12 protein-coding genes and 1 tRNA gene are annotated in these 12,274 nt (G+C 49.0%); 8 read left to right on the forward strand and 5 right to left on the reverse strand.

Translation table 11 applies throughout. From position 1 onward, the window contains the following. The first annotated feature begins 104 nt into the window (after nt 1-104). Nucleotides 105-1,286 carry a pyridoxal phosphate-dependent aminotransferase gene (locus CWO84_RS08560; RefSeq protein ID WP_101052324.1) on the forward strand — a complete coding sequence of 394 codons (1,182 nt, stop codon included), beginning with the start codon at nt 105-107 and terminating at the stop codon, nt 1,284-1,286. Nucleotides 1,287-1,403: 117 nt separating this feature from the next. After that, nucleotides 1,404-1,490, forward strand: a tRNA-Leu gene (locus tag CWO84_RS08565). A gap of 419 nt (nt 1,491-1,909) precedes the next feature. Here CWO84_RS08565 and CWO84_RS08575 read toward each other — a convergent pair. Both CWO84_RS08575 and CWO84_RS08580 read right to left on the reverse strand, forming a co-directional pair. Beyond that, the gene (locus CWO84_RS08575; protein ID WP_033156242.1) at nt 1,910-3,172 is read right to left on the reverse strand and encodes a type II toxin-antitoxin system HipA family toxin; all 1,263 of its coding nucleotides are present in this window, start codon (nt 3,170-3,172) and stop codon (nt 1,910-1,912) included. Next, nucleotides 3,169-3,402, reverse strand: a complete 234-nt coding sequence (locus CWO84_RS08580) for a helix-turn-helix transcriptional regulator (protein ID WP_033156241.1) — start codon at nt 3,400-3,402, stop codon at nt 3,169-3,171. Before CWO84_RS08580 ends, CWO84_RS08575 begins: the two co-directional genes overlap by 4 nt. Nucleotides 3,403-3,643: 241 nt before the next feature. On the opposite strand from CWO84_RS08580, the gene CWO84_RS24605 reads away from it, so the two are divergent. Continuing rightward, complete coding sequence (locus CWO84_RS24605) at nt 3,644-4,195, forward strand: hypothetical protein (protein ID WP_033156240.1); 552 nt, start codon at nt 3,644-3,646, stop codon at nt 4,193-4,195. Nucleotides 4,196-4,429: 234 nt separating this feature from the next. Here CWO84_RS24605 and CWO84_RS24345 read toward each other — a convergent pair whose 3' ends face one another. After that, nucleotides 4,430-4,603: a hypothetical protein gene (locus CWO84_RS24345; RefSeq protein WP_165385953.1), complete on the reverse strand. Its 174-nt coding sequence runs from the start codon at nt 4,601-4,603 to the stop codon at nt 4,430-4,432. 308 nt (nt 4,604-4,911) lie between these two features. Between CWO84_RS24345 and CWO84_RS08595 the strand changes: the two genes are divergently transcribed. The 5 genes from CWO84_RS08595 (at nt 4,912) to CWO84_RS08615 (ending at nt 11,203) form a co-directional block, all read left to right on the forward strand. Next, nucleotides 4,912-7,848 (forward strand): UvrD-helicase domain-containing protein, encoded by a 2,937-nt coding sequence (locus CWO84_RS08595; RefSeq protein WP_101052326.1) that lies wholly within the window; start codon nt 4,912-4,914, stop codon nt 7,846-7,848. A gap of 55 nt (nt 7,849-7,903) precedes the next feature. Further along, complete coding sequence (locus CWO84_RS08600) at nt 7,904-8,779, forward strand: glycerol kinase (RefSeq protein WP_101052327.1); 876 nt, start codon at nt 7,904-7,906, stop codon at nt 8,777-8,779. A gap of 684 nt (nt 8,780-9,463) precedes the next feature. Continuing rightward, entirely contained in the window at nt 9,464-10,219 is a 756-nt protein-coding gene (locus CWO84_RS08605; RefSeq protein WP_129871391.1) for a hypothetical protein, read from the forward strand. After that, nucleotides 10,219-10,731, forward strand: a complete 513-nt coding sequence (locus tag CWO84_RS08610; RefSeq protein ID WP_033156236.1) for a hypothetical protein — start codon at nt 10,219-10,221, stop codon at nt 10,729-10,731. Before CWO84_RS08605 ends, CWO84_RS08610 begins: the two co-directional genes overlap by 1 nt. 25 nt (nt 10,732-10,756) lie before the next feature. After that, nucleotides 10,757-11,203, forward strand: a complete 447-nt coding sequence (locus tag CWO84_RS08615) for a hypothetical protein (RefSeq protein WP_033156235.1) — start codon at nt 10,757-10,759, stop codon at nt 11,201-11,203. Between the two features lie 300 nt (nt 11,204-11,503). On the opposite strand, the gene CWO84_RS08620 is transcribed toward CWO84_RS08615, so the two are convergent. Further along, nucleotides 11,504-11,872: a type II toxin-antitoxin system VapC family toxin gene (locus CWO84_RS08620; RefSeq protein WP_033156234.1), complete on the reverse strand. Its 369-nt coding sequence runs from the start codon at nt 11,870-11,872 to the stop codon at nt 11,504-11,506. Further along, complete coding sequence (locus CWO84_RS08625; protein WP_033156233.1) at nt 11,869-12,078, reverse strand: type II toxin-antitoxin system VapB family antitoxin; 210 nt, start codon at nt 12,076-12,078, stop codon at nt 11,869-11,871. The genes CWO84_RS08620 and CWO84_RS08625 overlap by 4 nt, the downstream gene beginning before the upstream one ends. Nucleotides 12,079-12,274 lie beyond the last annotated feature (196 nt).

Consider the following 12,274-nt stretch of genomic DNA (forward strand, 5'->3'; position numbering starts at 1 on the left):
TGTTTTTAACGATTTAAAAGCCAGCAGATCGTTTCAGGAATAAGGCGCTTTTAGCGTTATGCCGTATAATGACGACCATTTGAGTGAATTTCGACCGAGGCATCATGAGCATTAACCTGTCTAACCGCGTAAAAGCGGTCAAACCCTCCCCTACCCTGGCCATTACCGCCCGTGCCGCTGCGATGCGCGCCGCCGGCAAAGACATTATCGGCCTGGGCGCCGGCGAGCCGGATTTCGATACGCCGGAGCATATTAAAGCCGCCGCCATTAAAGCCATCAACTCCGGATTTACCAAATACACCGCCGTTGACGGTACGGCCGGCTTAAAAAAAGCCATCATTGCCAAGTTCAAGCGCGATAACGGTTTGGATTACCAAGCTAATCAAATCCTGGTGTCCTGCGGCGGCAAACAAAGTTTTTTCAACCTGGCGCAAGCGCTGCTCAATCCCGGCGACGAAGTCATCATCCCTGCCCCTTACTGGGTGTCCTACCCGGATATGGTGCTGCTGGCCGATGGCGTCCCGGTGATTTTAGAAGCCGGACAAGCGCAAAACTTTAAAATCACCCCGGCACAACTGCGCGCCGCGATTACCCCCAAAACCCGCCTATTGGTCATTAACAGTCCTTCCAACCCAACGGGCGCTGCGTATAGCCTGGAAGAATTAAAAGCACTGGGCGACGTGTTATTGGATTTTCCTGAGGTGTTGATCGCAACCGACGACATGTACGAATTGATCCTCTGGAACAAAGGCAAATTCGTCAATATCCTGAATGCCCACCCCGGCTTTTATGACCGCACTATCGTCTTAAACGGTGTATCCAAAGCTTATTCGATGACCGGTTGGCGGATCGGCTATGCTGCCGGCCCGGCACCGTTGATCGAAGCCATGTGCATCATCCAATCGCAAAGCACTTCTAACCCTACATCGATTTCCCAAGTGGCAGCGGAAGAAGCGCTGAACGGCGACCAAGGTTGCATCGACACGATGATGGTGGAATTTAAAAAGCGCCACGATTACGTGGTTGCCGAACTGAACAGCATTGATGGCATTGAATGCTTACCTACCGACGGCACCTTCTACGTTTTCCCGAATGTGGAAAAACTGTTAAGTCGACTGGATGGTATCAACGACGATCTAGAGTTTGCCGAATACCTAATCGAAAAAGCCGGCGTGGCCTTGGTGCCGGGTTCGGCATTTGGCTGTCCGGGCCATATCAGAATATCCATCGCCACCAGCATGACCAATCTGGAAAACGCTTTGGTTAGAATTAAACAAGCGGTTTAAGGCCTATTAGGGTTTGCCGTCGCGAACGGATAAACTGACATTAATTTGCCATTTTTCAATTGACAAATTTAATCAATGCTATAGAATTCGCGGCCTTCGCACTTCATCAGTAAGAAGGCCTCGGTGGCGAAATAGGTAGACGCACGAGACTTAAAATCTCGCGACCGAAAGGTCGTACCGGTTCGATTCCGGTCTGAGGCACCATAAAAATAAAGGACTTTGGTTACACCTGGTCCTTTTTTTATGCCTAATGATTGCCACGTTCCCTTTGAATAACGCCTCGGTAAAACTGGTTGAGCATGAAGAAAATATTTCACTTTAAACGCAGAAATCCGCCGCTGCTATGGCGCCTCAAGTGGTTTCTAGTTTTAGTCACTATCGGCTGCTTAGAAATACTCCCGGTCCCGGTCACCGACTCAATCCTGATATTTGTCTTAATCTACAGACCACTGTGGTTCAAAAATGTGGTCAACAAGCTCTATTCTCATCTGCCCTCTGCATCACCAGAAGAAACCGAGCTATCCTATTTTTCCAAATATCAATTAGATCACCCCAAGCATTTCAATAAGTGACAGTCACCGGCGTCCCTCTAGTCTGTGTCGAGTATCCAACAGCTTTAGAGTTTAATCAAACCCGGCGAACCGCCTGACCGTCAGCGCCGCGCGTTGCTCGATCAGCTGTACGAGTTGTTCAATCACTGGGTTTCCAGCAAATTCATGATCCGCCGATGTCTGCAACCTGCGAGCAACCACCGGTAGCCGTTGGCACAAACCAAGAATGCGTTTTCGGGTTTGCGCTACCGACAAGCCCGCCGCTTGGGCAAAGCGGTCCCAGTGTCTTGCCTGCACTTCGCTAAATTTATATTTGCCACCCAACTGCATTGCCATCTTGGGCGTCAGACTGGGATAAACGGCGGTTGACAGGACGTCATAAAGTGGCGCCAGAACGGCACCCTTGTCGGCATACAAGATAGAAAAGTTCTTGGCATGGGCGTCGTGGTTGCCAATCAAGGCATTGAAAATGACCGCATCCAGCAGTCGCAACACCTGCGTCGCACTCGGTCGGGTCACGCGGCGGACCAAATCGAAGCACCGTTCCAAACCCGGCCCACCCTCGTTCTGATATTTCAGTTCCGGTACCACGCCTAGTGCCTGGCAGAAATCTTCCTGATGCAGACGCACGCATTGGCCAATTGCAGTTTGAGTTCTGTCATAACGCTCAACCAGCAAAAATGAGCGGTCGCGAATGGCACAAATCCTCGACTGTGCGGTCTGGAATTGCATTGCACCTGCCAATGCCAGACAGAAACCTTCGTTGATTACACTGTCTTCCACGGCAGCGATGGCCGGTTTGAGAATATGGCTACTGGGCGTGCCATTGCGGGGCAGACCGATTCGTTGACCATCAAATACCACCGGCAACTTATCCTGAGCGCCCGCCAAGGACAGGCGCAAGCCATCTCGACCAGCCAGCATCGGCCGCTGTGGCAATTCATCCAGCAAGGCCACTACGTCAGAGTCGGATAACCAGTCGATCTCGTTCGCTGGTTCAGATACAGCGGGTAATCGGTCTGGCGGCAATAGCGAAACCGCACCAGCGCATTCGCCGCCGATATGATCGAGCAAGGCAAAGTCGTTCTGCTTCGAGACCTGAAACTGGCGAGCAATCAGTTGGCGTAATTTGCCTTCCGGTAACAATCCAGCAAAGAAAGGCCGCGTCTGTTGGTCGTTGAAAACCTCTACTTGCAACGGTAACGAGCAGGACAGCGGGACAGCGTCGGCATGTTGCAGCCAGTCGGCGCAGTAGCTAAATTGCAGTCTGCCTTCAACCAGGGCCAAATCCCCCACTCGACGATCAAATAAATAGACAGCAAGCAAATGGCTCATGGTGCTTCGGTTATGTCCGGCAGGCCATCGAGCATGACCTGCCCACCCAGTGCTTCAATCACGCGCATCACCGTTTCCAGACGCACGGTCGGCTTGCCTGCTTCGAGGTCGACGATAAAGCGAACGCCCACGCCTGCCGCCAACGCTAGTTCGGATTGAGTTAATTCGAGTTGTTTGCGGGCAGAGCGTAGCGCTTGGCCAAGTTGTTGGGTAGATTGGATGTTGATCATGAGGTTTTTCCCGTTCGGGAAATTATTAGGCGAAAACAACCAATATACAAGTTTAATTTCCCGAACGGGAAATTTAATGTAGAATTTACGATAGACAAGCATTGAAGTTCCCGTTCGGGAAAAATAACCCCTTTCAGTGTCAGCTCTATTCAGCTCAGTCTGACTGTGATGGTTAGCGTTGTATGCTGATGATATAACTTAGGCTAACTGCAAGTACGAACCAAACAATAACCGACAGCAAATGACTAGCAAACAGAAAAAAACCAAAGCAACCTGGAGCGACGTTAAATCCAAATTGGCTGACGTCGATCGAGTTGGTCTGATCGGGCTGATACAAGACCTATACTCAGCCAATAAAGATAATCAAACGTTTCTGCATGCCCGATTCGGGTTGGGTGAGGATATTCTCAAACCCTATAAGGACACGATTTCCCGCTGGATTTGCCCGGATGTGATGCGTAATCAACCTATTTCAGTGGCCAAAGCGAAGAAAGCGATTACCGATTACAAAAAAGCGGTCGGTCAACCTGAAGGACTGGCCGAACTGTCAATTTTCTATTGCGAAGAAGTATTTGTTTTCCTGGGCTACTGCGGCATGGACGATGAAGGGTATTTTGATGCCTTGGTGCGAATGTTCGAACAAGCGTTGAAATATGTCATGGCATTGCCGGAAGCCAAACGCTCGCCGTTTATAGACAGACTCGAGCAAGTTGCGCTGCAAGGCCGGAACGTCGGCTGGGGTGTTGGCGAGGATATGGCAATATTGTTATCCGGATATGACATTGATGACTAGTAATGCGCTTTTAGCCGATCTTCAAACTAAAAACGCAAGGCTGATTGCTTTACTCGAAGCACATAACACCGCGTGGAGGTTACCGCCAAGGCTTCCACCAAAAATAGATCCGATACCTGCTCCCGCACTTGGCAATTGAAACTGACTTCGTACGATCGCTTGTTTCCCAACACAACTCAACATTAGCCTGGACGCCTCTGAAGTATTAGATCAACACGCCCGCAGCATCCTGTCTCACGAGCGTCTGGAGGTGGTGCGTGTCAACACATCCAGGCCCTGGCCCACCAGTAAGCCCGCCAAGACGCCAAAGCCCATCGCCGCTTGCAGGTCGGCCGGATGATCAAGTTCGTCGAATTCATCAAGCAGACCGAACGACCGCACAACCTGCACGAAATCGGTAAACCTCATGTCATGACCTTCTGGAAGGCTCACCGCGACCTGGCGCCAAAAACCGCCCATGCCTATTGATTGGCATTATGCGTAATTTGGGAATGGACGGACAAACCAGGGCAGCCACCCAAACCGATGTGAATAGTCAAAACAATTTCAGATGGCACAGATGACTAAAACCACTATCAACAAAGTTCGGCAAAATCCGTTCTTGATGGCTTTTACTTTGCTTGCTCCGGCCTAAAAATGTTAATTTCCATGTTTTGGCCACTCGATTTACTTGGTAGTCCTGATTCGACATTGGGAATTTGATTTAGTAAGGACATATGCAGACACCAACCCCCACGCCGCTACCACGTTATCAACTCAGTCGTTGGGCCAAGTGGTTTGCAAAAGATCGCCGCTTTCACGCCTTTGTTCTCGAGCCAGAAACGCTGGTGTTAATCGATGAGCGCCAAAAGCAACTCAAGCTCCAAATCTTGAACCTTCAGCCTGGAATTGGCATCGACCCCGGTTGGTTTTGGGATACTTTGTTGTTTACGTTAAATGATGGCCAAACGCTACGCTTTGGCGGCGTCGACAAAAAGCAGTCGGCGTTGTTGCTGGCCACGATTAAACGCTATGTTAATCAACGCATTCAAAGGTTTTACCAGCAGTTAGTACCTGCACTGATACAAGCATCCCAAGAAGCCAGATTGCTGCTTTCCAATAAAAAATACATTCGCCGATCCATAGCTGAACAGTGGATAGGCAATCATTTGTGGTTGGCGGCGGGACTTAAAAGAACGGATTGTCTGCAGCGTTTGCCAGCCGAGCTTCATCAGGATTATCTCGCTATTCGGCCTCTATTGGACGACGCACACCAGCAGGTTGCCAAACTCAATCAAACCTTTATCGCTCGACAGGCTCAGCAATTCAAAGACTTCTTTGATCAGGTCGAAACCAATCCGCTGACCGAAGCGCAACGTAACGCTTGCATCATCGACGAGCAGCATAACTTGGTGCTGGCCGGCGCGGGTACCGGCAAGACCAGCACCATGATTGGCCGCGCGGGTTACCTGATCAACGCCGGTCTGGCAAAACCCGAACAGATTTTGATGCTGGCGTATGCCCGCAAAGCGGCGCAAGAAATGGAAGAGCGCATCCAGTCCAAACTGGGGATTCAAAACCTGACGGTTAAAACCTTTCATGGCCTGGGTTTAGACATCATTAGCCAGGTTGAAGGTACCAGGCCGGCCATCGACAAAATGGCCGAAGACGATACCTTGCGCGCCGCGTTTGTCGATAGCCACATTCAAAGCTTGCTGGAGGATGAACGTTATCGCTCGCGGCTGCTGACCTATTTTCTGCGCTTTGCCTACCCCTATAAAAGTCAATTCAATTTCAAGAGTTTGGGCGCCTACAATGCCTACATCCTTGAAAACGATATTCGTACGCTACAGGGTGAGCTCGTCAAAAGCTACGAGGAATGCGAGATTGCCAATTTCTTGTATCGACAAGGCATTGCCTACCAATACGAAGCCAATTATCAGGTCAACACCTCAGGCCCGGACTACCGCGTCTACCAACCGGATTTCTTCCTGCCGGGTTACGGCATTTACATTGAACACTTTGCCGTTAACGAACACAATCAAACACCGTCCTTTATCGAACAAACCAACTACCTGGCCGGCATGGCCTGGAAAAGGGAGTTACACGCGAAATATCAAACCCCGTTGATCGAAACCTACAGTTACCTGAAACAACAAGGGCGATTGACCGAAGTACTCAGCGAAAAATTGCAGGCTGCCGGGGTTCAGTTCCAACCTTTGCCGCAAAATGAGTTACTCGACCAACTCAATCAGCTAGGCCGGGTATCCGAGTTCAGCAAACTGATGGCGCAAATCCTCAGCTTGTTCAAAGCCGCTTACCTCAGTATCAAACAGCTGGTCGAAAAGGCGGGCAAGCATGAAGACCAGGAACGCATGCGCGCCGCCGCATATTTATTCGAACCGATCTACCAAGCCTACCAGCAACAGTTGCGCGACAACGCCACCATCGATTTTGACGACATGATCGGCAGAGCCATCGAGTACGTCGAATCCGGACGCTTTCAGTCTCCGTACCAATACTTATTGGTGGACGAATTTCAGGATATTTCGGCCAGCCGGGCGCGCTTACTGAAAGCCTTGATGTCCCAGCAACCGGAAGCCAGCCTGTTCAGCGTGGGTGATGATTGGCAATCCATCTACCGTTTTACCGGTAGCGATGTCGCACTGACCAAAGACTTTCAAACCCACTTCGGCGATACGGCAACCAGCGTGCTGGATCAAACCTTTCGCTTCAATAACAAAATCGGCGAAGTGGCGTCGCGCTTCGTCATCCAAAACCCCAGCCAGATCGACAAACAGATCCGCAGTCTACGTCTTGTCGAGCAGGCTGCCGTGTCGCTAATCAAAACCGATCAGGATTTAACCGGCATACAGGCGGCACTCGACGCCATCGCTGATAAGGCCAAGCCATCCGCGAGTGTTCTGCTGTTAGCGCGCTTCAACTTCAAACGGCCCGATGTCGCCGCCTTAAAGCGCCGTTATCCGCAGCTGTCACTGCAATTCATGACGGTACATGCCTCCAAGGGCAAAGAAGCCGATTACGTGATCGTGTTCGGTTTGGAAAAGGGCGAACACGGCTTTCCATCGGAAAAAGCCACCCATCCCTTGCTAGAGCTATTGCTGCCTCAGGCCGAGGCCTTTGCATACGCCGAAGAGCGACGCCTGTTCTACGTGGCACTGACGCGGGCGCGGCATAATGTCTATTTGGTCACCAATGGCCTTAACCCGTCGCCTTTCGTCAGAGAATTAATTGACGGTGAATACGCCGTTACTGTCGACGAATTTGCCGGACCCGGCTTTCAAGACCAAATTGCCGATATTCCCTGTCCAGCCTGCAAAACCGGATGGATGGTACCCAGAGATAGCCAGTACGGCAGCTTTTTCGGCTGTAACCAATATCCACTGTGCAATCACACGCAACGAGCTTGCCAATGGTGTGGCGGTGGCTTGAAAACCCAAGGCCGCTTTCGTGTTTGTGAAAATCGCCGTTGCGACTTCGTCGAACCGATCTGCCCACGTTGCCAAGGCGCGATGGTGCTGCGCAAAGGACCGCATGGCCAATTCTGGGGCTGCTCGCATTACCGAAAAAACGCAGCGTTTTCCTGTTCGCATACAGAGCAATTTATCGATCTACAGGCCGGCGAGGTTAAATCAACCGTCAACGTCGCTTAAGAGCGGCTCAGAACATGGTCTAAACTTGGTCCGGTCTAACTAGAGAACTACAGAGATGAGTGACGAGAAACGCCTATCCACCACCCAACTGGCCAAATTACGCGGGGTGTCCCAAGAGCAAATGTTTGGGCAGTTGACTGCACTGGGCCTAATCGAAAAACAAGAAGACAAATGGCAGTTAACTGAAGCAGGCAGTGCCGCCGGCGGTGTCTATCTAACCGGTAAATACGGCCAATACGTCGCCTGGCCTGAGGATTTCCAAGTGCCAACCGCCGCGGCCAAACCGGATGCGCCCAAACTACTTACCGCCACTGTGCTGGGGCAACAATTCGAACTGCCGGCCAACAAAATGAACTACATCCTGTCTGAACTAGGCTGGATCAAAAAAGGCTTGAAAGGCTGGCTGGTCACCGAGCAAGGCTTGGCGATGGGCGCCGAACAAGGCGAAGACAGCCGTTCCGGCATCCCTTACGTGCGCTGGCCGGAAAAGATCACCCGCAACCGCGCGCTGAAAGACAATGTCGATAACATGAAAGGCGTCGATAAGCCCAAAACCGACACTGACAAGATGGACAGCTTCCGCCACAAATTCGAAGCCACCCACCGCACCACCGACGGCCACTTCGTGCGCTCCAAAGCAGAAATGTTGATCGACAATTGGCTGTACATGGCGGAAATCGTCCACGCCTACGAACGAAAACTGCCGATCGAAGAAGAAATGTACTGCGACTTCTACATCCCCACCGGCAAGGTCTATATCGAATTCTGGGGCTACGACAACGATGCTAAATACCAAGCCAGAAAACAGGAAAAACTCGCTATTTACCAGAAATACAATTTCAACTTGATTGAATTGACGGATAAGGACGTGTTGAATTTAGATGATATTTTGCCGAGGTTGTTGTTGAGGTTTGGGGTGCAGGCGTATTGATTTTAACTCAGTCGCTTAAAAAATAATTGGACGCGTAGGCTGGGTTGAGCGTTAGCGATACCCAGCATAAAATATCGTCAATGCTGGGTTTCATTGTATTCAACCCAGCCTACGGCCCTGCACAACCGCCGGATTTACGCCACTTCGCTTTGATCACGAGAGCTTCGCGGAATTATGACCGCTCGCCCTGCTACGCAGCGACCGCCTTCTATCCGATTCTTGTCCATCGGCTCGCAGCTTCGCTACGCGCTTCCTCCCCACAATCAGTCACCCTCATGCAGTTGCGCTTCGCTTCGTTCGCTGTGATCAACTTACGGTAGGACTTTCACCTACAACAGCCCGCCCGTGCGGTCGCACATAAAAAAACCGCTTGCGCGGCTATATGCCGGTAGATAATGAGTCCGCCAAGACCCTTGCCACCATGTGGGCGACGAATGCAGAATAAGGCCACTATCCTAAGTTGTCAAATGGGTTATATAATGCTGCTGAAAAAGGCGCTACATGTGTGTGCTGAATGAGATTTTTATTGCAATTCAGTTGTTTAAAAGTCTTTTGCCTCCACAATACAAATTTCATAGCTAGACTAGCTAGACAGAAGTCAGCTATCGTCTTTGCGAAACTTTCAATGTCTTCAAGCGTCCAATTGAGCTCTTTGAGCATTGATACAAAATAATGGATAAGGCTATGTTAAAACTGGAAAATAAATCGATTGCACAAGCCATTTTTGTGGCTGGCTATAAAAGAGATTTAGAAATAAGGACCAAACAATTTGAGATTGAAAAGGCTTTTAAATCTATCATTCCTGCCGTTTCTGTTAATACCAATATTGATGACAATGCTAATCCTCAAGCAGCTCGCGTAATACTATCAAATGGACTGATTTCTGCGCATTTTACTCAAGTATCCGCTCAGCTTAATTTAGACATAAACGATAAAGATTGGCCCGGCTTGGATGATATTAAAAAATATATTATTCATAATGTGACAATATTTCAGGAATGTTTGTGCAGCGTAGTTCCGCTAGCTTCTCAACTGGAGCGCGGGCTTGTTGTTGCTGTGAAGTATCCTGTAGATATTGAAAAATATAGTGATGTCGATATTTTCGGTTATATACAAGATAAATTTATTTCTTTACCGTCTTTTGGATTACCCGCTAGTGCTAGTTTAAATGTTGGCTATAAAACGGATGACAATTATTATATAAGCCTTGGGATATCACAGTATAAGATGGCATCAAGTGAGATTCCTATTGGATCAAGCGGTTTAATATTAGACTTTTCATCTCTTCCTATATCTGAAACAGGTATTGAGTTGAAGGTTGATATCAATAGCAGACCTTTACTGAATACTTCTAACACGAAAGATGTAACAGGTACTATTTTAAATAAAGTATTCGATTTTATATACGGCGATGCTGATAAAATAATGGGGATAAAGTAATGAAGCCAATGCGTGTTGAGAATGATTTTCGAACTACGTCAGATATTGGCAGCGGTATTCTTTCCGGTGGCTATCCTTCAGGAGATGTTCTTTTTCGAGTTGTAAGCACTGATGGCGCTCGATGGGAGCATGTAGCAGTAACACAGACACAATTCGTGAGGGATGGCCTCAATCAGTTATGTGATGATCATCAGAAAGACATTGCGATTCTATCGTCGGTAATCGTGTGGCAGAAAAGGACGATTGACTTTCAAGCACTGCATACTGCATATCTCTTAAATTCAATATCAGAAGAAGAGTTTGACACTGAGTCGGATAAATTTACGTTTCGACAACGTTCTGTTGATCCAGAGAAAATAGCATTTGTGGTTGAAAGAATGCACGAATTACTAGGTTTTAGCTTCGACACATCCGACTATGCCGATTATTTTAAATGCACGCAGAAAAATGTCATGGAAGGTTTAAGACTATTGCCCGGAAAACAATTTACCGAATTACTACCCTCCGAATAACATCTGGCGAAAAGGGATTGTTTTAATGGCAAAGAAGTCAAACATTTGTGCTTCGATTGAAGGGAAAAGAATTTCTTTCAACACACGACAGTTTTATCAATATACACCATATGTGCATGAACACCTCGGAGTTAAAGTATTCCCGTTTAAATTGGGTATTAATGGATATGCAGAGATAGAGTCTTCGCTGGAAGATTTATCAAAAGTAGTTTTCGAGACATCAATGCTTGAAGTAGGCGACAGTATCCAAGGCGGTTCTGTAGAAGGGTGGGCAACTAAGGCAATTGGAAAGACTGAAGTAATAAATCGTACGGCCACGCACAAAGCTGAAGCCGGTAATTTACGGGGCCATGCTTATGCTCATGTTCAATCCCCTCATAGAGATCATTTGCAAAGCGAAGATATAATGGCTAGACATCCCGAATTGCCGCAAGTTTTGAATCCAATTTACAAAACTGAACCTGGTGATTAGCCCGCGTAGGGTGTATTAGCGATAGCGTAATACGCCGGATGTGAAACCGTTTCATTCGGCGCAATACGGCTTCGCCTATTGTCGCCCTACCGGTTATCTCGCGCCTTGAAGGCAAATAATGTATTGAGGATTTTTCATCGTTCCCACGCTCCTTGTGGGAACGCCGCCCTAGACGCTCCAGGACAGCACCAAAGCTGGGTTTCATTGTATTCAACCCAGCCTACATTTGGTTTGGAAGCATTCTCTAATACCAAGCATCCCGTAGCGTGCGCTTAGGCAACGGAACGCGCAATAATCAATTTACGACCAGCAATCCACCCCAAACCGCTCGGCAAGTTTCGCCAACCGCTTGTCCAACGTCCACAGCTTGGCGCCGGGCGTAATCAAAACCGAGGCTAGCAACTGCAAATCGATTAGTCCGCAACCCAAGCCATATAGTGCTTCACGTTCGATAAAGTCTTCCACTTCCTGCAAACCGGCTTGATTGCAATACCTTAGCTGACGCAGGTTGTTCAGGGTTTGGGTTCTCGGCGCGGGCGGCGTACCGCAAGCCAATTCGGCAACGATCAGCGGGTGAATCAACGCCGAATCGGAAACAAGCAAACGCACCAGGTCTTCGTTGCACTTTTTGAAATGGTCAACCCAAACCGAGGTATCGACCAATATCATGCAGACGGTTCGGTTTGGCCGCGTTCTCGGGGAATATCGGCCATCTCCGGTAGGGTTCCGCCCAAGGCAGCCAAGCGTTTGGCGGCCTGGATTCGGACGAAGGTTTTCATCGCTTCCCGGAAAATTTCGGTCTTATCCATACCTGGATCAGCCATTTCCAGGGCCTTTTGGTACAACGCATCGTCTATGGTTACAGTGGTTCTCATAGGGTTTTCCAGGCATCACTTGATGATGTACTGTATCAAAAAATGAGGCCAATGGATTGTGCTAGAACATGCACCAAACGCCAATCTAATAGTCAACAAAAACCGGTCATTTGTTTAGCCAGCGCCTCTCGAAATTCCCGCTCGAATGTGACCGGGTGGTGAACGGTTCTCATCTCCTAGTCAAACAACCTTCGCC

The organism is Methylomonas sp. Kb3 (genome assembly GCF_002834115.1).
Lineage (GTDB): Bacteria > Pseudomonadota > Gammaproteobacteria > Methylococcales > Methylomonadaceae > Methylomonas > Methylomonas defluvii.

Excerpts from the sequence above, each read along its gene's own strand:
- CWO84_RS08560 (WP_101052324.1), top strand. The coding sequence starts at position 105 with ATGAGCATTAACCTGTCTAACCGCGTAAAAGCGGTCAAACCCTCCCCT.
- CWO84_RS08575 (WP_033156242.1), bottom strand. The coding sequence starts at position 3,172 with ATGAGCCATTTGCTTGCTGTCTATTTATTTGATCGTCGAGTGGGGGAT.
- CWO84_RS08580 (WP_033156241.1), bottom strand. The coding sequence starts at position 3,402 with ATGATCAACATCCAATCTACCCAACAACTTGGCCAAGCGCTACGCTCT.
- CWO84_RS24605 (WP_033156240.1), top strand. The coding sequence starts at position 3,644 with ATGACTAGCAAACAGAAAAAAACCAAAGCAACCTGGAGCGACGTTAAA.
- CWO84_RS24345 (WP_165385953.1), bottom strand. The coding sequence starts at position 4,603 with ATGAGGTTTACCGATTTCGTGCAGGTTGTGCGGTCGTTCGGTCTGCTT.
- CWO84_RS08595 (WP_101052326.1), top strand. The coding sequence starts at position 4,912 with ATGCAGACACCAACCCCCACGCCGCTACCACGTTATCAACTCAGTCGT.
- CWO84_RS08600 (WP_101052327.1), top strand. The coding sequence starts at position 7,904 with ATGAGTGACGAGAAACGCCTATCCACCACCCAACTGGCCAAATTACGC.
- CWO84_RS08605 (WP_129871391.1), top strand. The coding sequence starts at position 9,464 with ATGTTAAAACTGGAAAATAAATCGATTGCACAAGCCATTTTTGTGGCT.
- CWO84_RS08610 (WP_033156236.1), top strand. The coding sequence starts at position 10,219 with ATGAAGCCAATGCGTGTTGAGAATGATTTTCGAACTACGTCAGATATT.
- CWO84_RS08615 (WP_033156235.1), top strand. The coding sequence starts at position 10,757 with ATGGCAAAGAAGTCAAACATTTGTGCTTCGATTGAAGGGAAAAGAATT.
- CWO84_RS08620 (WP_033156234.1), bottom strand. The coding sequence starts at position 11,872 with ATGATATTGGTCGATACCTCGGTTTGGGTTGACCATTTCAAAAAGTGC.
- CWO84_RS08625 (WP_033156233.1), bottom strand. The coding sequence starts at position 12,078 with ATGAGAACCACTGTAACCATAGACGATGCGTTGTACCAAAAGGCCCTG.